At 66.7% G+C, this 20841-nt stretch carries 23 protein-coding genes; 8 read left to right on the top strand and 15 right to left on the bottom strand.

Annotated features, from left to right (window positions below; genetic code table 11):
* Window positions 1-33: 33 nt before the first annotated feature.
* The 3 genes from AC5P8U_RS09295 to pip form a co-directional block, all read right to left on the bottom strand.
* A complete protein-coding gene (locus tag AC5P8U_RS09295; protein WP_072167132.1) occupies window positions 34-333 on the bottom strand; it encodes a hypothetical protein in 300 nt (99 codons plus the stop codon).
* 293 nt (window positions 334-626) lie between these two features.
* Window positions 627-926, bottom strand: coding sequence for an EF-hand domain-containing protein (locus AC5P8U_RS09290; protein ID WP_111007768.1), 300 nt, complete (start codon window positions 924-926; stop codon window positions 627-629).
* 308 nt (window positions 927-1234) lie between these two features.
* On the bottom strand, window positions 1235-2182 hold the full coding sequence (gene pip / locus AC5P8U_RS09285; RefSeq protein WP_447899678.1) for a prolyl aminopeptidase: 948 nt from the start codon (window positions 2180-2182) through the stop codon (window positions 1235-1237).
* Window positions 2183-2296: 114 nt separating this feature from the next.
* On the opposite strand from pip, the gene AC5P8U_RS09280 reads away from it, so the two are divergent.
* Window positions 2297-2962, top strand: a complete 666-nt coding sequence (locus AC5P8U_RS09280; protein ID WP_072167129.1) for a TraX family protein — start codon at window positions 2297-2299, stop codon at window positions 2960-2962.
* Window positions 2963-3420: 458 nt separating this feature from the next.
* Window positions 3421-3777: a hypothetical protein gene (locus AC5P8U_RS09275; protein ID WP_334271172.1), complete on the top strand. Its 357-nt coding sequence runs from the start codon at window positions 3421-3423 to the stop codon at window positions 3775-3777.
* Window positions 3778-3961: 184 nt separating this feature from the next.
* Here AC5P8U_RS09275 and AC5P8U_RS09270 read toward each other — a convergent pair whose 3' ends face one another.
* Window positions 3962-6157, bottom strand: coding sequence for a TonB-dependent receptor (locus tag AC5P8U_RS09270; protein WP_495214112.1), 2196 nt, complete (start codon window positions 6155-6157; stop codon window positions 3962-3964).
* A gap of 238 nt (window positions 6158-6395) precedes the next feature.
* On the opposite strand from AC5P8U_RS09270, the gene AC5P8U_RS09265 reads away from it, so the two are divergent.
* From AC5P8U_RS09265 to AC5P8U_RS09250, 4 genes are all read left to right on the top strand, one after another.
* Window positions 6396-6989, top strand: coding sequence for a TetR/AcrR family transcriptional regulator (locus AC5P8U_RS09265; protein WP_088497563.1), 594 nt, complete (start codon window positions 6396-6398; stop codon window positions 6987-6989).
* Between the two features lie 118 nt (window positions 6990-7107).
* On the top strand, window positions 7108-7734 hold the full coding sequence (gene lepB, locus AC5P8U_RS09260) for a signal peptidase I (RefSeq protein ID WP_088497564.1): 627 nt from the start codon (window positions 7108-7110) through the stop codon (window positions 7732-7734).
* Between the two features lie 95 nt (window positions 7735-7829).
* A complete protein-coding gene (locus AC5P8U_RS09255; RefSeq protein WP_072167150.1) occupies window positions 7830-8918 on the top strand; it encodes a DNA glycosylase AlkZ-like family protein in 1089 nt (362 codons plus the stop codon).
* A 13-nt stretch (window positions 8919-8931) separates the two neighbouring features.
* A complete protein-coding gene (locus tag AC5P8U_RS09250) occupies window positions 8932-9054 on the top strand; it encodes a hypothetical protein (protein ID WP_260808591.1) in 123 nt (40 codons plus the stop codon).
* A 119-nt stretch (window positions 9055-9173) separates the two neighbouring features.
* Here the strand turns inward: AC5P8U_RS09250 and AC5P8U_RS09245 are convergent, their stop codons facing one another.
* From AC5P8U_RS09245 to AC5P8U_RS09235, 3 genes are all read right to left on the bottom strand, one after another.
* Window positions 9174-9767: a mechanosensitive ion channel domain-containing protein gene (locus AC5P8U_RS09245; protein WP_069138450.1), complete on the bottom strand. Its 594-nt coding sequence runs from the start codon at window positions 9765-9767 to the stop codon at window positions 9174-9176.
* A gap of 6 nt (window positions 9768-9773) precedes the next feature.
* Entirely contained in the window at window positions 9774-10640 is an 867-nt protein-coding gene (locus AC5P8U_RS09240; protein ID WP_495214110.1) for a glucose 1-dehydrogenase, read from the bottom strand.
* Window positions 10641-10740: 100 nt separating this feature from the next.
* Window positions 10741-11124 (bottom strand): sensory rhodopsin transducer, encoded by a 384-nt coding sequence (locus AC5P8U_RS09235; protein ID WP_495214109.1) that lies wholly within the window; start codon window positions 11122-11124, stop codon window positions 10741-10743.
* 59 nt (window positions 11125-11183) lie between these two features.
* Between AC5P8U_RS09235 and AC5P8U_RS09230 the strand changes: the two genes are divergently transcribed.
* The gene (locus tag AC5P8U_RS09230; RefSeq protein WP_227836748.1) at window positions 11184-12170 is read left to right on the top strand and encodes a TIGR03885 family FMN-dependent LLM class oxidoreductase; all 987 of its coding nucleotides are present in this window, start codon (window positions 11184-11186) and stop codon (window positions 12168-12170) included.
* Here AC5P8U_RS09230 and AC5P8U_RS09225 read toward each other — a convergent pair.
* A complete protein-coding gene (locus AC5P8U_RS09225; protein ID WP_072167123.1) occupies window positions 12140-13726 on the bottom strand; it encodes an alpha-amylase family glycosyl hydrolase in 1587 nt (528 codons plus the stop codon). The genes AC5P8U_RS09230 and AC5P8U_RS09225 overlap by 31 nt on opposite strands.
* Before the next feature lie 160 nt (window positions 13727-13886).
* On the opposite strand from AC5P8U_RS09225, the gene AC5P8U_RS09220 reads away from it, so the two are divergent.
* The gene (locus AC5P8U_RS09220; protein ID WP_188240979.1) at window positions 13887-14678 is read left to right on the top strand and encodes an exodeoxyribonuclease III; all 792 of its coding nucleotides are present in this window, start codon (window positions 13887-13889) and stop codon (window positions 14676-14678) included.
* On the opposite strand, the gene AC5P8U_RS09215 is transcribed toward AC5P8U_RS09220, so the two are convergent.
* From AC5P8U_RS09215 to AC5P8U_RS09185, 7 genes are all read right to left on the bottom strand, one after another.
* Window positions 14679-16397: a sensor domain-containing diguanylate cyclase gene (locus tag AC5P8U_RS09215; protein WP_495214108.1), complete on the bottom strand. Its 1719-nt coding sequence runs from the start codon at window positions 16395-16397 to the stop codon at window positions 14679-14681. It abuts the gene before it with no gap.
* 120 nt (window positions 16398-16517) lie between these two features.
* Window positions 16518-16712: a hypothetical protein gene (locus AC5P8U_RS09210; RefSeq protein WP_061480303.1), complete on the bottom strand. Its 195-nt coding sequence runs from the start codon at window positions 16710-16712 to the stop codon at window positions 16518-16520.
* Window positions 16712-17347 carry a DNA-3-methyladenine glycosylase gene (locus AC5P8U_RS09205; RefSeq protein WP_111007801.1) on the bottom strand — a complete coding sequence of 212 codons (636 nt, stop codon included), beginning with the start codon at window positions 17345-17347 and terminating at the stop codon, window positions 16712-16714. Before AC5P8U_RS09205 ends, AC5P8U_RS09210 begins: the two co-directional genes overlap by 1 nt.
* A gap of 72 nt (window positions 17348-17419) precedes the next feature.
* Window positions 17420-18379 (bottom strand): cation diffusion facilitator family transporter, encoded by a 960-nt coding sequence (locus AC5P8U_RS09200; protein ID WP_072167118.1) that lies wholly within the window; start codon window positions 18377-18379, stop codon window positions 17420-17422.
* A gap of 69 nt (window positions 18380-18448) precedes the next feature.
* Window positions 18449-19018 carry an AprI/Inh family metalloprotease inhibitor gene (locus AC5P8U_RS09195; RefSeq protein ID WP_495214107.1) on the bottom strand — a complete coding sequence of 190 codons (570 nt, stop codon included), beginning with the start codon at window positions 19016-19018 and terminating at the stop codon, window positions 18449-18451.
* Between the two features lie 210 nt (window positions 19019-19228).
* Window positions 19229-19486, bottom strand: coding sequence for a hypothetical protein (locus tag AC5P8U_RS09190; RefSeq protein ID WP_053496535.1), 258 nt, complete (start codon window positions 19484-19486; stop codon window positions 19229-19231).
* Entirely contained in the window at window positions 19483-20835 is a 1353-nt protein-coding gene (locus AC5P8U_RS09185; RefSeq protein ID WP_072167116.1) for a hypothetical protein, read from the bottom strand. Before AC5P8U_RS09185 ends, AC5P8U_RS09190 begins: the two co-directional genes overlap by 4 nt.
* Window positions 20836-20841 lie beyond the last annotated feature (6 nt).

Here is a 20841-nt window from a genome sequence, read left to right as displayed (position 1 = left end):
CAGCCGGAACACGAACGGAATGGGTGAGGCAGGTCAGGCGTGGCGCATGGCCAGCACCGCTGGCGACCACGGCTGCATGCGCAGGCGCTGGCTGCCACCGATGCACAGTGGCTTCATCGCGTCGCGCAGGGGATAGGGCAGGTGGCGCAGCACATTGATGCGCTCGCTGATCGGGAGCAGCGACAGCGCGTCGGCCACAACGCGTGGCGAACCGAGCGACAGCGAACGGGCAAACATGATCGGGCCGTACTGCAGCAGCTGGCTGCGCAGGGCGGCAACATCGCGCTCGCCGATCAGGCGACGCAGGGTGATGTAGAGGATCTTGTAGGACATGGGGGCGATCTCCAGGCAGGCGGCGCCTGGCGGTCCCCCGTCACTCAGGCAGGCAGGGACCGGCGGCCAGGCGCCAGGAACAGGCAGCAATCAGGCATACGGGTCGCGGTGCGCCCGGAAGGGTCGGGGTCCATCTGCGTCTCCATGAGGGGAGGGGGCCGGCCAGGGTTGCCCTGCCCAGTGGTGCTATTGTCCGCGCCTGAACGGGAAAGTCCTAGAGGTCCGTGGGTTAGCCCGGCTATACCTTGGTATAGCCGGGCATGCACAGCGCCAATCGGGGGTTCGGTGATGGATCAATGCGAAGCGCTGGTCTGCTTGCACACGTCGTACTCGCCGCGGCTCAGCGTCTTGTTGCGGTCGGTATCGCAGGCATGCAGGCGCTCGGCCCAGTCCGGTGCCACCGCATCGACTTCCGCCAGGGTGACGATGCCGTCCTTGTCCTTGTCCAACGATTCATACGGCGGTATCAGCTTCACTTCGGTGACGTCCTCGTCGGCGGTGGCCCTGCTCGCCTCCTGGGTCCTGGAACAGGCGCCCAGCAGCAAGGCCGCAGAAAGCGAGAGTACAATCGGAAGGTAGCGACAAGCGATCATGGCGTGCTCCTGAAGAAAAGGCGGACGACCGGTGCGGTGGTCACGGCCGGATCTTCTGCGGGAGGCTGTAAGCGGGCTGCGAAGAATGGGGCCCGTCGACCATTGCCGGTGGGCCGCCATTCACCGGGCCGCGCAGAGGCGATTGCGCGCGGAGGCCTTGGGGGCGGTGGCTCGACGGAGACGCCTCGGTAGAGTCAACTGCTAGTGCAGCGCGGGGCCTTCAGCTTCCTGCCAAGAGCAGTCGACTAACAGTCCACTCTACCCTCGAACGGCAGGAAGCCGGCCAGCGGCCGGCACTCCCGTCTGCTTCAGAAGCGGTCTGCAAAGGCGTCGGTGGCTCGCACCAGCGCATCCACCGTGGCCGGCTCGTTGGCGCTGTGGCCGGAGGTCACCATTTCCAGCCGCGCCTCCGGCCAGGCCTTGGCCAGGTCCCACGCGCTGCGCGGTGGGCAGATGATGTCGTAGCGGCCCTGCACGATCACGCAGGGCAGATGGCGGATGCGATCGATGTTGCGCAGCAGCTGGTCGGGTTCCAGGAAGATGCCGTTGCGGAAGTAGTGCGCCTCGATGCGGGCCTTGGCCAACGTATCCAGCGGATCATCGGTGGATTGAGCGTCGACGTCGTGCTGCAGGGTTGCCGCATTGTCTTCCCAGCCCAGCCACGCCTGCGCGGCTTCGATGCGGGTCGCCTCATCCGGGCCATCCATGCGGGTCCAATAGGCCGCAATCATGTCGCCACGCTCAGCCTCCGGAATGTAAGCCTCATAAAGGTCCCAGCGCTCCGGAAAGATCCAGCGCGCACCGCCATCGGCCTCGGCGAACCAGCGATTCTCCATTTCGCGTCCAAGGAATACGCCGCGCACGATCAGGCCGGTGGCGCGCTCGGGATGCGCTTGTGCGTAGGCCAGTGACAGGGTCGACCCCCAGGAGCCGCCATAGACCAGCCAACGCTCGATGCCCAGGTGCTCACGCACTTTCTCGATGTCGGCCACCAGGTCCTGCGTGGTGTTGTCGCGCAGCTCGCCGAACGGTGTGGAGCGACCGCTGCCACGCTGGTCGATCAACACGATGCGGTAGCGTGCCGGATCGAAGAAGCGGCGATGGGTGGGCGAGATACCGGCGCCCGGGCCGCCGTGCAGGTACACCACCGGAATGCCGTCCGGTGTGCCGCACTCTTCGACATGCAGCGTGTGCAGATCGCTCACCGGTAGGGTGAACTCGCGGTAGGGCTCGATGGCGGGGTATAGGGTTCGCATGGCGGGTGTCTCACAAGCAGGGGCGGCCAGCATAGCGCCGCCACCTGCGGGCTGCAGCGACGGGCTCCTGCGCGGCGCTGGAAATGGGCTGGCCGATGCGCATAAGCTTCCGCGATGCAAGCGACCACGACCGGGACGTCAACCTTCAACTTCACCCTTGGCAGCGGTGCGCGCGAGCTGTTGAAGTGGATCGCACTGCTGGCCATGACCGGTGATCACGTGGCCAAGGTGGCCTTCGGCGGCTACGTGCCGGTGGTCAGCGAACTGGGGCGTATTGCCTTCCCGCTGTTCGCGCTGGTGATGGCCTGCAACCTGGCCCAGCCCGGGGCCGACCTGCGCAAATCGATACGCCGGCTCGTGCTTTGGGGGTTGATCGCCCAGCCAGTGCACGCATTCGCGTTTGGTTCCTGGCTGCCGCTCAACATCCTGCTTACTTTCACTCTGGCGGCCGTGGCCGTTCATGCGCTGGCGAACCATCGGCCCGTTCTGCTGTTGCTGGCTGCCGGCGTGCTGCCGATGTTCGTGGATTACCAGTGGGCGGGTGTCGGCTGCGTGCTGCTGGGATGGATCGCGTTCCGGCATCGCGCGTGGTGGCTGTTGCTGGTCGGGCTCGCAGCGGTGTGCTGGGCGAACCACAACGGCTGGGCGCTGCTGGCCGTTCCGGTGGTGCTGCTGGCCGCGCGGGTGAATTGGCCACTGCCGCGCTGGCGGTGGGTGTTCTACGGGTACTACGTGGGACATCTGGCGGTGCTGGCGTTGATTGCCTATCTGCTTGCGTAATGTCGCAACTGGCGCGTCGCCTGTCTTGAATGCCGGATGCGGTCAAGGAATGCGCGGTGCCGATGCGGGTGAAGCATGCCGCCATCGGCATGGTGCAAGTTGTTGAATCTTCGGCTCGATTGTCGATATGCGACAATGCTGCCACTGCGTGAACGTTGCTGTCTTTGCACGTGGGTTGTTGGCGCCTGCCACCCCGCCGTGCACATGATGGATTGCCGCCGGAAAAGGGTGGCCGGGTGTGGAAACCCGTTTAGCTATGCGTTGTTTACGCTTGCCAGCCGGCGTCGCCTTGCGCGGCGCCGGCTGGCATTCCGTTCGCGTTCCATGGCGGGCGGTACGTGGGGTGCGCGCAAGCGAACCCACCGGGTAATGACGCTTAGCTACCGGTTTCCACACACGTACCGTCCGCCGCCTTTGTTAAGGGCGGTGGTCCCGCATGCCTTGCACGGAGACCTGCCATGAACGCATCGGAGTTTCCCCATCAGCGCGCCCCGGCCAATGCCGATGAGGGGCACGACATCCCGCCCGATCCCAACAACCTGACGGCCCTGCTGCATCGCATCGGGTTGGGCGCGGCTGCCGACGGCCAGCCCTGGCCCGAGCGCCATCAGCTGCCGGGCCGGTGCCTGGCGTTGGCCGACAGCGACGGCGCGTTGGCGGGGCTGCGCATCGTCAACGAGATCCTGCTGGCCGCCGAGCGCGCCCGCCAGAATGGCGGCCCGGAACACTACGTGGGCGACCGCGTGATGGAAGGGCTGATGTTGGCCGCGCTGGCGCTGACCAATCACGCCATCTTCCGCCTGCATCCCGAGTAGAGCCACGCCATGCGTGGATGCTGTTGGCGTGGAGCCGAGCGTGGGCTCGGCTCTACAGAATATTCGCATCCTGCCTGGATGCCGTTGGCGGATGGCCCCGCGTTCTGTAGCGCCGAGCCTACGCTCGGCTCAGCGGGCGAACGGAGCCGAGCATGGCTCGGCTCTACAGGGATTCCACGTATGCTCAGAAGTCCATCGTCGCCGACACCAGCACCGTCCTAGGTGCACCCAGCGCCAGGCTCGACAACATCGGCATGCCCCAATACGCCTTGTTGGTCACGTTGTTCACACTGGCTCTCAGCGCAAGCGGTCGACCCGCCACGGTGGTGCTGTAGCGCGCGCCCACGTCGAACAACGTCCGCCCCGGCACCGACAGGCGGTTGTCGGCGCTGATGTACTGCTTGGACATGGCCGTGGCATTGCCGGTCAGGGTCAGGCCTTCCAGCGCGGGCACATCCCACTCCACGCCCAGCTTGGCCTGCCGCTGCGCAATTGCTGTGGCCATGCGTCCTTCGTTCACACCACCGGCGGTGCGGGTCAGTTTCGGCTGCACAAAGGCCACGCCGCCCAGCAGGCGCACGCCGTCCAGTGGCGCACCGAAGAAGCCCCATTCCACGCCGCGGTTCCGCTGTTCGCCGCCGAACGAGAAGATATTCGTGACCGGGTCGGTGTAGCTGCTGGGCCGCTTGATCTCGTACACGCTGAAGGTGTGCGCGAAGCGGCCCAGGTCCAGCTTCAGGCCCAGCTCCTTCTGCCTGGTGCGGAACGGCGCGAATACATCGCCGGCATTGGCGGCGGTCATCGGCGCGGTTGCGCCCTGGCTGAGGCCCTCGATGTAGTTGGTGTAGAGGGAGATCGTGTCGGTGGCTTTCACCAGCAGCGCCGCTGCCGGCGTGGTGGCGCTCTCGTCGTAGCGTGAGGTGCGCGCACCCGTGGCGACGTTGAAGGTCTCACTGACCACCTGCTGGCGGCGCACGCCCAGGGTCAACTGCACGCGTTCATCGGCGAAGGACAGGGTATCAGCGAAGCCGAGGCTGTCCAGCCGCAGTTCGGTATGCGAGATGTGCGGCGCTACGAACGGCGCGGCCGGGCCCCACACCGGGTTGTAGAGGTTGGTGGTCCAGTCCCAGCCCGGCACGCTGCGGCGGCCGTAGTCGTTCTGGGTGTGCTGGTAGTGCGTCACGTTGGCAGCCCACTGGTGGCCGACCCTGCCGGTCCGGAACGAACCACGCAGGCCGGCATCGCCGGACTGCTTCCTGATATCGAAGGCGAGCTGGCCGATCACCGTGGTGAAGTCGCCGGCCGGGTTGAGGATCTGCGCGCTGATCGAACCGTTGTAGCGGTAGTCGGTCCTGCTGGTGCCGTAGGCCAGGTAGGCCATCAGGGTATCGTTGATGTCCAGTTCGCCGCGCAGCATCGCGCCCTTGTCCTGGCTGTCCACGTAGGCCCAGTCCGGGTTGATCAGCGTATCGCCACGCGGCGGCCGCGGAATGGCGACGCCGGGTGCCAGGCCGACGCCACGTGCGGGGCCGTCAACACGGTCATCGGCGCTGTACAGATCGGCCGACAGCCGCGCACGTTCGCCGCGCCAGTCCAGTGCCAGCGAACCGAGCTGGACCTTCTTGCGCTGCTTGCCCACGGCGCCATCGCCATCACGGTACGCGCCGTTGAAGCGGATGCCGAACTGCTTGTCCGCGCCGAGCCGACGGCCTATGTCCACATGGGTGCCGAACTGCGCGTCGGAGGCGAAGTTGGCGCTGACCCGCAACAGCGGCTGCTGGCCGGCGCGCTTGGGCACGAGGTTGACGCTGCCACCGACCGAACCACCCGGCGGCATGCCATTGAGCAGCGCGGAGGGGCCCTTCAGTACCTCGATGCGTTCGAACATTTCCGGCGAGGTGCGGTAGTAGGGCGCCATGCCACTCAGCCCGTTGAAGGTGGTGTCGCTGGTGCTGGAGGCGAAGCCGCGGATTGCGTAGTTCTCGCTCCAGGAACCGGTGACGCCGTTGCTGAACACCGTGGGGTCGGTGGCGGCGATGACGTCGGTCAGGTCCTTGGCCTGGCGGTCGCGGATGAAGGACTCGGTGTAGCTGACCGTACTGAACGGCGTATCCATGAAGTCCTTGTCGCCGAGCAGGCCGATACGGCCGCCGGCGGCCACCTGGCCGCCGGCATAGTCGCCGGTCACGCGGCGCTGTTCCTGTACCTGCACCGAGGGCAGGGTGGACGGCGCGGTTTCGGCCAGCGCGGCACACGATGCCATCAGGCCAAGCGCGAGCGCCGATGCGCGGTAGCGCAGGGCCAGGCCGTGTGGAAGTGGCTGGCTGCAGGACACGGCGGCAGCTTGGTTCTGTGAAGAGGAGAAGGGGGATACGGTCATACCAGGGTCCTGTGAATCGCGAGGGCGAGCGCGCCTGGCGCGCGGCCATCGGCAAGCACGGGGGAGGGCGCAGCGCGGGGTTGTCGGCTGGGTGGGGACCTGGCGGGAAGTGAGCCACGGGCTCGATCCGGACGGCGCCATGATTGCGAACCAGACGCATTCCGAATTAGTTGAGTAAATTAAACTAAAGAGACCAAAGCGGACAAGAGGGTCCCTTTGCTGGCACCCTCGGCAGGGTATGAACACGCAACGCGAAACCACGGTGCCGCCGCGCGGCCGTCCACCGACCATCACCCCCGAGCGCCTGGCCGACATCGGCATCCGCCTGGGTCTGCCCAACCTGACCATGGCCAATGTGGCCGCCGAGCTCGCGGTCACCCAAGCGGCGCTGTACAAGCGCGTTGCGAACCTGGAGGCGTTGAAGCGGCTGGTGGCCGAAGCCGTGTTCCAGCGCTGGCAGATTCCGCGCGCGTCGGCCGATGCGGCGGGCGGCCTGCAGGGCTATCTGATGGTGTTCGTGGAATCGTTGTGCGAGGTGGTGAAGGCGCATCCCGGGTTGCCGCCATACCTGCTGCGGCGCACGGTGGCGACCGCGCCGATGCTGGAAAAGATTGCCTCGCACCAGGCGCACGTGGCCGAAGTGTTCGGCCTGCCGATGGACAAGGCGCGCTGGCTGCTGGCCACGATCGCGTTCTACTGCATCGCCGGCGCCGACACCATCTACGCGATTGCGGATGACGAAGAGGGCCAGGTGATCACCGAGTTCAAGCAGGGCATGCAGGCGCTCGTGATCGGGTCGTTGCAGTTGTTGGATGCGGACGGCGATCTGTAGCGTTGGTCGTGCCTGTTGGCCCTACGGGCGGGCACATCTGGGACCTGTCCTATGTGTGGCCAGGTGTGCCCGGTCTAGCCTAGGGCTCCGAGTCCTTCCATCACCTTCCGGAGCCCTTATGGATGCCACCCTCCGCGCGTCGTGGTCCCAGCGAATGCTGGCGTGGCTGAAGAAGGAGGCCGCGCCGCTGCTGATGCTGCTGGGCCTGTTCTTCGTTGCACGCGACACCCTGGCCAACCATTACGTCGTGCCGAGTGGTTCAATGCAGCCCGCCTTGCAGCCGGGTGACCGCGTCGTTGTCGATATGCGCGCGTACGGCCTGCGCCTGCCTTTCAGCGGGCTGAAGCTGATGGGCGCCACCGTGCCGCAACGCGGCGAGGTGGTGGTGTTCGCTTCGCCGGCCGATGGCGTGCGCATGATCAAGCGCGTGGTGGCCGTGGCCGGCGACCGCGTGCGTCTGCAGGATGGGCGCCTGAGCGTCAATGGACGCCCCCTCCAGATGACCTATGCGAGCGGCGTGGAACGGTTTGGCAAGCGGCACGCCTGGCTCGACCTGACGCATGGCGGAGGCCCGGACATTGCCGATGTGCAGGTACCCTCCGGCAAGGTACTGGTGCTGGGTGATCACCGTGGCAACAGCCTGGACGGCCGCTTCTTCGGATGGGTCGATGCGGACCGGATTTATGGCCGCGCGATGGCGGTGTACTACCGCCGGGGTGAGGGCGTGGTCTGGCAGCGCCTGTAGTTGGATCCGGTGAAGGGTCCGGGTGCGATGAGCGCTAGCCCTCGGGGGAATTGCCGTGATCCCATCCACGCATGGCGTGGATCTACAATGCAGCCATGCCTGCCACGCCTACCCTTGAAGATCTGCGCCGCTACGCGGTGGCGCGCACCCTGTTCAAGCCGACCACGCTGTTGACCGCGATCCGGCGGCTGGGCTTCGTGCAGGCCGACCCGATCCGGGCACCGGCACGCGCGCAGGATCTGACCCTGCGGCACCGGGTGAAGGACTACCGCGCGGGTGATCTTGAACGTCGTTATGCGCGCTTGCCGGTGGAAGAGGACTGCCTGGTGAACTACGGCTTCCTGCCGCGCGAGCATCTGGCGCTGATGCACCCGCGCGTGTCCAAGCGCGAGTGGGACGCCGAGACCCATCGCCGCGCGGCCGACGTGCTGGCGTTCGTGCGCGAGCGCGGCAGCGTGCACCCCCGCGAGGTCGACCAGGCGTTTGCGCATGGGCGGGTGACCAACTACTGGGGCGGCACCAGCAATGCCAGCACCCACCTGCTCGATGGCATGCACTACCGCGGAATGCTGCGCGTGGCGCGGCGTGACAACGGCACCCGTATCTACGCCGTGGCCGAGCATGCCGAGGCGGATGCCAGCGAGCAGTCGCAGGTCGAACGCGCGGCCGCCCTGATTGATCTGGTGGTGCGCAAGTACGCGCCGCTGCCATCGGCCAGCCTGACCTACCTGGTGCGCCTGCTGGGCTATGGTGCACCGCATCTGGCCGAGCAGACCCGCAAGGCATTGGCGCTGGCCAAGCAGCAGCTGGCCAGCTGCTCGCTGGAGGGCACCACCTGGTACTGGCCGGCAGACGAGAATCCACGCTCGCGCAGGCACGCGCCAGACGATCAGGTGCGCCTGCTGGCGCCGTTCGACCCGGTGGTGTGGGACCGCCGCCGTTTCGAGTTGCTGTGGGATTGGGTCTATAAGTTCGAGGCCTACACACCTGCGCCAAAGCGCCAGTATGGGTACTACGCACTGCCGGTGCTGTGGCATGACCAGGTGGTGGGCTGGGCCAACCTGAGCGTGTGCGGCGGTGAGTTGGTGCCGAACGTGGGTTATGCCGGAAAGTCGCTGGCCCGCGACAAGGCATTTCGCAGCGCATTGGACGACGAGCTGCAGCGCATGGCGGAGTTCCTGTAGCGCCAAGCGGCGCATGGGTACCTATCTGGTGCTGGCCGCGTTGGTGTGTTCGTCTGTGATCGGGCTGGGCTTTGGCTACTTTCCGGCGCGCAGCGCCGCGCAGCTGGACCCGATCCAGGCATTGGCGGCGGAGTAGGGTTGCACCCGCTGTGGCACCCGTAGAGCCGAGCCCATGCTCGGCTGCTCTCCGTTCAGGTCGCGCTGCACCGAGCGCTGCGCGCAGCAAGCCGAGCATGGGCTCGGCTCTACAGCTACTCAGCGCACCTTGCCTTTGATTGGCACGCTTCCCGGCAGCTGGGAATAGCCGCTGTCACCCCAGTGGCGGGTGATGCGCTGGAAGAACAAGGAGTTGGGCACGCGCAGTAGGCAACCGCGCGCGCCTTCGCCACGATCACTCAGCGTGGTGTAGATCAGGTTGATGTCCACCACCTGACCGCACAAGCCCGGCTTGTCCACGCTTTCCAGCACCTCGATGGTGTCATTGATGCGGAACGGGCGCGTGGCGACGATCAGGAACGAACAGAACAGGTTGGACAACACGCTCCATGCAGCAAAGAACGCCACCGCACCGACCGCCATGAACCCGGTCAGCGCGGTCCACAGCACCGAGCGCGACACGCCCAGTCGCTCCAGTATCAGCAGCGCAGCCGCCAGATACAGCAGCAGGGCACCGCCGCGGCGCAGGCCCACATGAAGCTCTGGTGCCAGCCTGCCGCGCTGCCGCGCCTGCACCAGCAGCCACGCCAGGGCACGCACCATAACCCATGCGACGCCGAGGATGGCGAGCACCTCGGCCACCGGCACAACCACGGTCAGCCAGTCCTCAATCCAGGCGGGCAATCCGGCCATGAGGGGTCACAGTGTTGCCGCGCCGCCGGAGATGGTCAGCAGCGCACCGGAGGTGTAGCTGGCGCTGTCCGAAGCCAGCATCACATAGGCCGAGGCCAGCTCGGCCGGCTGTCCGGGGCGGCCGAATGGCGTCTGCGCGCCGAACTGTTCGACCTCTTCGGCGGCCATGCCTGCGGGAATGAACGGCGTCCAGATCGGGCCGGGCAGCACGGCATTGACGCGGATCTGATGCTCGGCCAGCAGGCCGGCCAGCCCCAGCGTCAGGTTGGCGACGGCACCTTTGGTTGCAGAATAGGGAAGGATGTTCGGCGTCGGCCGCTTGGAGTTGACCGATGCGGTGTTGATGATCGCACCGCCACCGCGCAGGTGCGGGACGCACAGTCGGGTCAGATTGAACACGGCATGCACGTTGGTATCGAACGTCCGCTTCCAGTCATCCAGGGTGATGTCGTCGAAGTGCTCGTAGTAGCGCTGGTAGGCCGCGTTGTTGACCAGGATATCGAGACCGTCCAGTTCGCTGGCCACGCGGTCTACGAGCGATCGCGCCTGTGCCTGGTCACTGATGTCGCAGGGTACCAGCACGGCTTTGCGCCCGGCCTGTTCGATCTGCTGCTGCACATGGCGGGCGTCGTCCTGCTCGCCATCGAGGAATGCGATGGCAACGTCGGCGCCTTCGCGCGCGAAAGCGATCGCCACCGCCGCGCCGATACCGCTGTCACCGCCAGTGATCAATGCCTTCTTGCCCTGCAGCAGGCCATGCCCGCGATAACTGTCCTCGCCGTGGTCCGGCCGGGGCCGCATCTGCGCAGTCTTGCCGGGGAAGGATTGCTGCTGGGCCGGGAAGGGCGGGCGTGGATAGTCGGGCAGGGCCATCGTCACTCTCCGAAAGGAAACCGGCGCCAGTCTCCCTCCAAGCGGGTAAACGGCTGGACGGCGCGGTGTCGTTGCAGCGTGGACGCCTGCGCGCGCGGCTTCACACTGGATGCGCGATGGTGGTCATGATGCTGTTGGCCGGTTGCCGTGAATCCAGCCGCGTGTGCTGCACGATGATCGGCTGGTCGGATTCGACGAGGGTGGCGAAGCCCGTTCCGCGCGGCACAGGTGCCGGATCCTGCAGGTCGTTGAAGCGCAGATGGCAGGTGCGCCGCGCCGGCACTGTAATCCGGTAGGGACCCACCGGATCGCGCTCCTCGAAGTAGAGGGTCAGCGTGACATGCGCGTCCTCGCTGCCGGCATTGAGGACACAGCAGGTTTCGTGACTCTGCATCTCCGGTGACGGGCCGTTGCTCCAGGCTGGAATGTAGCCCTCGGCGATAGCCCAGCGTCGATGCCCGATGCAGGGAGTGTTCGTTTCCATGACGCCGTTTTAGCTGGAGGGGTGTTGCCATCGTGTCCAGTCCCCGCACGGAATCCGTGATGACCATCGGCTACCACGCATCGCATGAGCAGTTCCCGCCCGCCACCTTGCTGGGCCTGGCGCTGCGCGCCGAACAGGCGGGATTCGAGGCCCTGATGTGCTCCGACCATTTCCACCCGTGGACGGCTGCGCAAGGGCAGTCGGGCCACAGCTGGGTGTGGGCCGGCGCGCTGGCGGTGCAGAGCGCGTTGACCCTGGGCATGGTGACCTGCCCGATGCTGCGCCAGCACCCGGCCTTGGTGGCACAGGCAGCGGCGACGCTGGAGCAGCTGGCGCCGGGCCGGATCTGGCTGGCGCTGGGTACCGGCGAGGCCCTGAACGAGCGCATCACCGGCCAGCCGTGGCCAGCCAAGCGCGAGCGGCAGAAGGCACTGCGCGCTGCGGCCGAGGTGATGCGGCGGCTGTGGGGAGGCGAGCGGGTCGACCACAGCGGTGGCTTCCAGGTGCGCCAGGCGCGACTGTACAGCCGACCGGCCCTTCCCCTGCCGCTGCTGGGTGCAGCCGTCACCGAGGAAACCGCACGCTGGATGGGGGGCTGGGCCGATGGCCTGATCACCATCAGCCAGCCACTGGCGCAGTTGCGGCGTGTGGTGGCGGCGTTCGAACAGGGCGGTGGCAGGGGCAAGCCGATGTACCTGCAGGCCAAGCTCTCCTACGCGCGTGCCGAACAGGCGGCACTGGAAGGCGCGATGGAGCAGTGGAGCGCCAATGTGCTGCCACCGGAACTGGCCGAAGGCCTGGACCAGCCCGAGCAGTTCGAGGCACAGGCCCGGTCGGTCAGTGCCGAGGAGCTGCGCCAGCACGTGCATGTCTCGGCGGATCTTGGCCAGCACCGGGCCTGGCTGCAGGAACTGCAGTCACTGGGCTTCGATCGCATCTACCTGCACAACGTGAACCGCGAGCAGGACCGCTTCATCGATGATTTCGCCGAACACGTGCTGCCCGCGCTGCGCACTCAGGCGCCCTCGGCGGCCAGCCACGCGTAGCCGTGGCCCTGCAGGATGCAGCGGTTATCCTGCATGGTGGTGCCGTGGCCCACCAGCATACGCAGCGGGCCGTGCAGTGGCACCTCTACCTCAACCGGGTTGTCGCCGAAGTTGATCAGTGCAAGCGCCTGGTGGGGGGCCTCGCCGTAGCGGAGCATCAGCAGCGCAGGTGAAGGTGGGTCGAGCGTGTGTGGCCCCTGCTGCAGCACGGGATGGGCATTGCGTTGCTGCAGCAGCTCGCGCACACGCCGCAGCAGCGAGCCGGGCGTCGCGCGTTGCGCCTCGACATTCACTGTCCGGTAACCGTAAGCGCCGTCTGCCGGAGGCGCGCGCCACGCATGCCGTGGCTGATCGGTAAACCCCGCCCCTGGGCGGTCGTGCCAGTGCATCGGCATCCGCACGGCGTTGCGCTCGGGCAGTTCCAGGCAGTCGCCGAGGCCGATTTCCTCGCCATACCGGATCACCGGCACCTGACCCAGCGACAGCAGTGCGGCCCAGGCCATGGCCTGCCACGCGGTGTCGCCGTCCAGCATGGGCGCCAGCCGGCGGCGGATGCCGCGGCCATAGATGCGCATGCCAGGTTCGGGCGCGAAGCGCTCCATCACCGCTTCGCGTTCGTCGGGCCGCAGCTGCTCCAGGTCAAGCTCATCATTGTTGCGCAGCCAGGCGATGCGCGTGTGCGGCGGCGCCTGCGGTCCGTATTCGGCCATGACCCGGGCCACTTCACTGGCGTCGCCGCGCGCCAGGGCCAGGAAGAAATGATTGTTCAGGTGGAAGTCGAGCAGGTGCGAAAGCCGCCGCCCCTGGCACAGGAAGTCACCGTAGCGGGACGCGCGGACATCCGCTTCGCCGATCAACGGCAGCCCTGGCTGCTGTGCGTCTGCCGTGGCGCGCATTTCCTCCAGCAGCCACAGCCCGTCGTCGCGCGGGTCCGCGTGGCGGGCGCGCTCGACCATGTACGGGACCGCATCCACGCGGAAGCCGGCCACGCCGCGCTGCATCCAGAACGTCATCACCCGCAGCAGTTCGTCGCGTACTGGCGCATGGGCCAGCTCCAGGTCTGGCTCGTGCCGGTAGAACATGTGCCGGTTGAACGCGCCGGCCTCGGCGTCCCATGTCCAGGCAGACGCCTCGATCGGCGGGAACATCGGCTGCAGGCCGTCGTCGGGCACGTGGTCGCTCCACAGGTACCAGCGGCGCCAGGCCGGGTCGCCGCGCTGCGCGGCGACGAACCATGGGTGGGCGCTGGCAGTGTGCTGCATCACCAGCTCGACGATGATGCCCATACCGCGTGCGTCGGCAGCATCGACCAGGCGCTGGAACGCGGTCTGGTCGCCCAGGCGTGGATCGATGCGATAGTGATCGGTGACATCGTAGCCACCGTCACGGCCGGCATTGCAGTAGAACGGCAGCAGCCACACATGGCTGATGCCGAGCCACTGCAGGTAGTCCAGCTTTTCGGTGATGCCATCCAGGGTGCCCCAGCCGCGCCCATTGCTGTCGCGGAACAGGTAGGGGTCGACCTGGTAGATCGCGCGCAGCGGGCGCACCGCCATGGGGCTTCTCCGTCACTGGCCACGGGTGACCAGCCTGCTGTCGCCCGTGGCAGCGGTTGGTGAAACGGATGGCACCCTGTCATGACATGGCATCCACGGACTCTGCATGCGCGGGCGGGCACAGTGAATGCTCATTCCCGGCGCCGAGGAGGCTTCCTGCATGGCCCGACGCAAGACGCTTCGCATTGCCACGTTCAACGTCAACGGCATCGGCACACGCTTGCCGCAGCTGTTGGACTGGCTGCACAGGGAATCGCCGGATGTGGTTGCCCTGCAGGAACTGAAGGCGACCGACGCCGCGTTTCCGGCTGCGGCATTGGAAGAGGCGGGCTACGGCGCGCTCTGGCAGGGCGAGGCGCGGTGGAACGGCGTGGCGCTGCTGGCACGAGGGACCACGCCGGTCGAGAGCCGCCGCCGATTGCCGGGCGAGCCCAAGGACACCCAGAGCCGCTACCTGGAGGCGGCGGCGCACGGGGTCATCGTGGGTGCCCTCTACCTGCCCAACGGCAACCCGCAGCCCGGTCCCAGGTTCGACTACAAGCTGCGCTGGATGGCGCGCCTGATCCGGCATGCGCGCAGCCTGGTCGAGCTGCCGCATCCGGCGCTGCTGCTGGGTGATTTCAACGTGATTCCCACCGAAGCCGACGTCTACGACCCCAAGGCCTGGCGCCGCGATGCGCTGTTCCAGCCGGAGGTGCGCGAGGCCTTCGAACGACTGCTGGCGCAGGGCTGGACCGATGCGGTGCGGAAGGTGCACGGCGACGCCACGATCTATACCTTCTGGGATTATTTCCGCCAGCATGCCGAGCGCGACCGTGGGTTGCGCATCGATCATCTGCTGTTGAACCCCGTACTGGCGTCGCGACTGAAGGGCGCTGGCGTCGACCGCTGGGTACGCCTACAGGAAAAGGCCAGCGACCACGCGCCGGCGTGGGTGACGGTAAGCGCGTGATCAACGCGCGGCTGGGTCCTCGCGTCGCTCGCGGCGTACCCGTGCGCGGGTGCGATACAGGCGGCTGTCCGCTTTCTGGATGGTGTCGGCCACCGGCTCGCCGGGCGTGTTGATGGCCGCACCCATCGAGAACGCGCTGGGCGAGAGCGCGGCGTGGTCCTGGTACCAATGCTCCAGTTCGCTCAACCGGCCGTCCGCAGGCGCGACCAGTACCACCATGAATTCGTCGCCGCCCAGACGCACCACCGTCTCCTCCTTGCCCAGCGGCGAGCGCAGGAAGGTGGCGAACTCGACCAGCACGGCGTCGCCACGCCGGTGGCCTTGGGTGTCGTTGATGTGCTTGAAGTGGTCCAGGTCGAACATCACGCAGGCCCAGCGCTCGTCAATCAGTTCATCCAGCCGGTGCAGGTAGCGCCGGTTGTAGCACTGGGTGAGCGGATCCTTGAAGGACATTTCGCGCAGCTGCTGCTCCTGCATCCGCAGCGCGGTGACGTCCTGTGCATGTCCCAGCACGTAGGGCGGGCTGGCCTCGCTGTCGAGCACGTTGTGGTACGCCCAGTAGTGGCGCGTACCGTCCGCGGCAATCAGCTCGATCACGCCAGCGTCGGTGTGATTTGCCCGGATCCGAGCGAGGTAGGCCTTGAAGCCCTCGCGTTTTTCCGGCGGCATCAGGTCACACAGGCTGCGCCCGATCATCTGGCTTTCCTCGAAGCCCAGCGACTGCACCGCCGCGGGATTCACCGAGGTCAATGTGCCGTCCAGCGTGTGGGTGCAGATCAGGCCCAGGCTGTAGTGGAACAGTCGCCGGTAGCGGGTTTCGCTTGCTTCCAGCGCGTCGAGCGCGGCTCGCTCGTCCGTGATGTCCTGGATCGCCCCGACCAGGCGCGGATGGCCGTCGACCTGTTGCCGGCTGCCGACCACCCGGGTCCAGATCGCGCGCCCGTCGGCGGTGGTCATTGGCAGCTGCACCTCCCAGGACGTGCCTTCGTCGATGCAACGCTGCACTGCTGCCCGGATGATGTTGCGGCTGTCTTCGCGATAGAACGACAGCGCGGTGTCGAGCGTCGGTTCAAAGTTGCTGCGCACGCCGTGCAACTGCTTGGTCTCGCGGGTCCAGCGCACTTCGTTGGTGACCAGGTCCATCTCCCAGCCGCCCACCCGGGCGGCGCGGTTGGTGCGCTCCAGGAAGTCCTCACTGCGTTTGAGCTCACGATGCAGCGCCTTGGCCTGGCCCACCTGCGCCATCAGCGTGCTGCGCTGCTCCAGTACCTGGGTGGTGACCCGGGCCAGATGCACCATCAGCTCGCGCTGCGACGGCGACAGCACACCCGGCATCGGGTCGAGCAGGCACAGTGTTCCGATACGCGCGCCGTGCGCCGTGCCCAGCGCGATGCCAGCGTAGTGGCGGATGCGCGGTCCACCCGTCACCAGCGGATTGGTGGAGAAACGTGGGTCCTGGCGCGCATCGGGTATCTCGAACAGCTCGTCCTGGCGTATGGCATGGGTGCAGAAGGAAATTTCGCGGGCCGTTTCGCGGACGCCCTCAAGGCCGATGTTGGCCTTGAACCACTGGCGGTCTTCGGCCACCACGCTGATCAGGCCCATGGTCATGCCGGTTGCGGCGCGGGCGGCGGCGACGATGGCATCGAACACCGGCTCCGGGGGCGTATCCAACAGGTGCAGTCGTTCGATCTCAAGCAGTCGTTCGGCTTCGTCCATGGTGCTTTTCAGGGCAGGGTGGCGAGGGCGCTTGCGGCGGCTGTCTGGGACTACGGTAGTCGGTACAGTGTTATGTATCGCTGTGACGGGGTGATGCCGACGTGAGCTGGGTGCGCCGGTTCAGTGCTCGCGCAGCGACGCCTGCAATGCGGTTGCCAGCGCCGCGTCCCCGGACACCAGATCCTGCCAGCGCAACGCAATGCCCTTGCGTCGCCCCTTCTCCGCCAGCTTCAGGCCTTCAGGGTCCACAGTCAGGGTGTAGGGCTGGCCATCGATCTCCAGTTCGCGTCGCAACGGCTTGTCGAGAGGTGTCATCAACGTTTCCTTGCGGGGGCGGAGATGCGGCGTCGCCGCACCGATACGTGACGGTGGTCACGGACGTGCCATCGCCACGGGAAATCCACGGCTCGGGTGATGCCGATGCGAGGACCAACTTCCGGGTCGGACGGAGGCGGGGTGCCATCGCTGGCGATCACGATGCCATGGCTGCCGGTCACCAGATCGGCGCCGTCGAAGCTGCGGTCCAACCCGAAGGCCTGCGAGAGCTTGCCGGGGCCACTGGCCAGATCGTGGTCGCGGCGCGCGGCGGAGCGCAGCTCGTGCATGCGCTCCAGGCCCGCCAGCGGCTCGACGGCCCGCAGCAGCACCGCCACGCCTTCACCGACCTCTCCGCAGACCACGTTGCTGCCCCAGTGCATGCCGTACGTGAAGTAGACATAGAGGTGGCCGGCCTCACCGAACATGCTGGCCGTGCGCGGCGTTGGCCCGCGATAGGAGTGCGCGGCGGGGTCGTCGCTGCCGGCATAGGCTTCAACCTCGACGATGCGGCCAGCGCGACCATCGTCGCGCACCAGCAGCTTGTTGAGCAGCTCCGGCGCAACGTCGGTCGATGGACGCCGGTAGAAGCGGCGCGGCAGGATCTGCAGGGAGGCGGGCAACCAATCCGGCACGGTGGTGGCAGGCTCGGGAGAAAGACCGTGGCACTGTGGCATCGATCAGGTGAAACGGGCGCAGACGCCGCGTCATTCCGGCGCAGGCGGTGCGGCCAATGCAGCGCGCCGGGCGGCATACACCTCCGGCGTCTGCGGCTTGATGAACAGTGCCACCAGCTCCGGATACTCGCGCTTCACCGCCGTTTCGATGCGGGTGATGCAGGCTTCGATCTGCGGGGTCCGCCGGTCATCCTCGAACTCGGCGCTGAGCATGGCCACCACCTGTTCCGGGCCCATCTGCATGGTGGTCACCCCGTTGGCGCGGCGCAGATCCGGATCGGTTTCGGCCACCGCCATGATCCGCTCGGCCACTGCGGGATGGGCAGGCTCTCCGACCAGCAGGCCCTTGGTCTCACGGGCCAGGAGGAAGGCGGTGGCGGCCAGCACGCCAGCGATGCACAGCGACGCAACGCCATCAAGCACCGGCATGTCCAGCACCTGCGCGGCCACCAGGCCGATCAGTGCGAAGCCCAGGCCCAGCAGGGCCGCGCTATCCTCCAGCAGCACGGTAAAGGTGGAAGGATCCTTGCTGCGGCGGAACGCTTCGAAGTAGCCAAGTCTGCCCTTGGTGCGCCGGAACTCACGCAGCGCCACCCACCAGGAAGCCCCCTCGAACAGGATGGAGATGCCCAGCACGCTGTAGCTCAACGCGTGGTTGGTGGCCGGCTCCGGCTGGCGGATGTGCTGGATACCTTCGTAGGCCGAAACGCCGGCGCCGGCAGCGAACACCAGCAGGGCGACGATGAAGCTCCAGAAGTACAGTTCGCGGCCATAGCCGAACGGATGCAGGGAATCCGGCGCCTTGCTGGCACGGCGCAGCCCGTACAGCAGCAGAAGTTCATTCAATGTGTCGACCAGCGAATGCACGCCTTCGCTGAGCATGGCCGAGCTGCCGGAGATGCCGGCTGCGATGAACTTGGCCACGGCAATGGCCAGATTGCCTGCAAGGGCCGCATAGATGACGAGACGGGAGCCGGTGGGAGCGGACATTTCGGTGGCGGGGTGGGGCGGATGCCTGATCTTCCCGATCAGCGCGTGCCCACTGCGTGCACGGTGCGATCAGCGCCCCTTGGGATTGATATACAAGCGCGCACCATCCGATTCACGGTACCCCGTCCAGCGTCCGCCGCCCGACGCGCGGAAGCGCCCGAATACGGTGTTGCTGGTGTCAGTCAGCAGCAGCTGGTTGCCCGACAGCACCCAGCGGTTGGCCGAGAAGAAGCCATCCGGGCAGCCGGCAGGCACATAGGCACTGTAGCCGCCGAACCACTCGATGTTCTTCAGCTCGATGGTGCAGGTGCTGCCGTTCTCCTGGCCCAGTGTCCAGTTGCCGACCAGGTCGCTGTCGCGTGTATCGCGGTCATCGCGCCAGTCGTCGTTGTTGTCATGGACGCCGAAGTCCACGTCGATGCCTTTGCTTTCGCTGCGTGATTCGGATTGCGAGCTGCCACTGCTGGTGGTCTGCATGGTCATCGAGCCACTGTTCTGGATCTCGGTACTGCTCGAATGGGTGGTCTGGTCGGTGCGGGCGGTCTGCTGGCCGAAGCCGAACGAGGCCTCCTGGGCGAGGGCGGGCAGCGCCAGGCAGCACAGCGCGAGCAGGCAGGTACGGGGGAGCACGGCGGCCATTGCAGCATCCTCGGCAGGTTGGATCGCGCGAGTACCGAACCGGTGGGGCGGGAGACGGTGTGAGGGCGCGCCCTGAGGCAAGCCAGCCAAGAACAGGTGCTGTCCGCTGAAGGGTCGTGCCGGCCGCTGGCCGGCTCCCCTTTGACGCCCAGAGACCGAAGGGATGCCGGCCATCGGCCGGCATGACCCGCAGCCAGGCATGGCCTGGCGCTACTGATCCGGCTTCACCCTTGCCACCCGTTTCCGGTACTCATACACGTTGTCACCGCGGATACGCTTGTCCTCGGTGCCGGTGACCCGGCCGACCTGCTGGTCCGAGCCGGTGACCGGCTTGGCCTCGATCTCGGTCTCGTGCTCGAAGGAGTGCGATTTGTCGGTGTTGCGGTAATAGCGGTACAGCGCCCAGTACAGCGCGGTTGCGCCGGCCGGACCTGCCGCCAACAGCCAGAGGCCACTGTCGTCGCTCATGTCGATGCCACCAGGAAGGCAATTGCGAGGGCTTCAATGACGGTGCCGGTGGCCAGGGCCGCCAGCAGCATCTTCCATTGCTGCACGGGCACACTGCCCATGGTTTCGCCGGTACGGCCGTTCACTGCGATGTAGTGCAACATGCCGCCGTTCTTTCCGGGCTGGTGATACGAGTACAACCACACCGGCAGGTACATCGACACCCAGCGCGTTCCATGCACCTCCAGCTGTTCATGTTCCCAACGCACGCCACGGTTGTAGCGCCTCACCGACCCTTCCACCTGCGCGCGGGCGATCGACAGCAGCTGGTCTTCCAGCCGCGGCCGCAGCTTTTCCACATCCAGGTTGCGCTTCTCAGAGGTGAAGCCAGCCAGGTATGAGGCGTTCCATTTCACCGCGTTCTTGGTGTCGAACGGCAGGATGGTGTTGATGATGTTGTTGGTGTTGGCGCGGGTATCCAGATTGCCGCGCTCGGCCGAGGATTCCAGGGGCAGGTCATCAACCGTGAAATCCACCTGGCGTTCGACCTGGTAGACATCGGCGTCGTACAGGGTGCGCTTGTTCTTCTCGGTGCCGACCGTGTATTGCCGGGTCTGGATCTCGCCCTTGCCGGCCACGGCCGCGCTGACGTTGCTGTCCACGATCATGTAGGGCAGGAATACACCCACCACGTTTTCCGGGGTGAACTGCTCCTTGAACGCCTTCAGCGCGAACATGCGGCGCTTGTCGACGAACTGGCGGATGCGCGCGACCGCATCGTCCTTCTTGATGTGGAAGGGCAGCACCGCGTCGGGCACCGCACCATTGCTGATCTGTTCGTTGACGCCGAATACATGGCGGCACCAGTGGCAGCGCGCCGTCATCGTGCTTTCGGTATTGACCGTGACTTCAGCGCCGCAGCCCGTGCACTTGAACGTCATCAACGCCGAGGTGTCGGCGTCGATGTCACGCGCGCCGGAGGCGATGACCGTGCCACGCAGCTGGTCGATGGCCTCGCCCAGCCCGAATTCCTCCTCGACCCGCGCGCCATGCCATTCGTGACGGCAGTACAGGCAGATGAGGATATCGGTGCCGGCCTTGGGCCGGATGTCGGTGGCGCCGCACTTCGGGCAGCGGTTGAGGCCGTCCTCCAGCTCGCTGGCCGAGGTATCAATGGCCACAGGATCGGGCGCTTCCACTTCATCGCGGATGGCCTGTGGCAGTTTCGAGGTGTCCAGCGGGAAGCTGCCCGGCAGGGGAGGGACGTCCTGCGGCGAACCGGGCCCATCCAACGACGCCGCCGGCAAGAGCGGCGGCGTCGCGGGCGTGGATCCGGGCAGCGGCGGTGGGCCGTTTCTGGGATCGGACATGTGGGT

The sequence above is a fragment of the Stenotrophomonas sp. YJH_SMC_81 genome, assembly GCF_059370875.1.
The sequence above is the reverse complement of the archived record's forward strand: the minus strand, read 5'-3'. Positions and strand labels throughout refer to the sequence as shown.